Origin of the sequence: Corynebacterium frankenforstense (genome assembly GCF_030211955.1) — a bacterium.
Taxonomy (GTDB): domain Bacteria; phylum Actinomycetota; class Actinomycetes; order Mycobacteriales; family Mycobacteriaceae; genus Corynebacterium; species Corynebacterium frankenforstense_A.
On record NZ_JASODI010000088.1, the window covers coordinates 1 to 248 of the forward strand.

Genomic DNA, 248 nt, shown 5'->3' on the forward strand with positions numbered 1-248 from the left:
ATTGACTCTTGCCAGACAGTATTAATCCCTGATAGAATAAATTGTTTAAAAGTTTAGGGAGAGATACAAAATTATGAAATATGTTTATTTGTTTTTACCAGCAATTGGCTGGGGACTGATGCCCTTAGTTATTGCTAGTGTGAAAAATAGTACAGTTTATAATCAAATTGTGGGTACAGTTGCGGCTTCATTTATTTTTGGTGCAGTTGTAATGGCAATTATGCATCCAGCAATGAGTTGGTCACTAT

General features: G+C 34.3%; 1 protein-coding gene. It reads left to right on the plus strand.

Features of this window, described 5'->3' with window-relative positions; genetic code table 11:
* Positions 1–73: 73 nt before the first annotated feature.
* A partial coding sequence (locus tag QP119_RS11930) for a GRP family sugar transporter (RefSeq protein ID WP_423777812.1) occupies positions 74–248 on the plus strand: 175 nt, incomplete at its 3' end.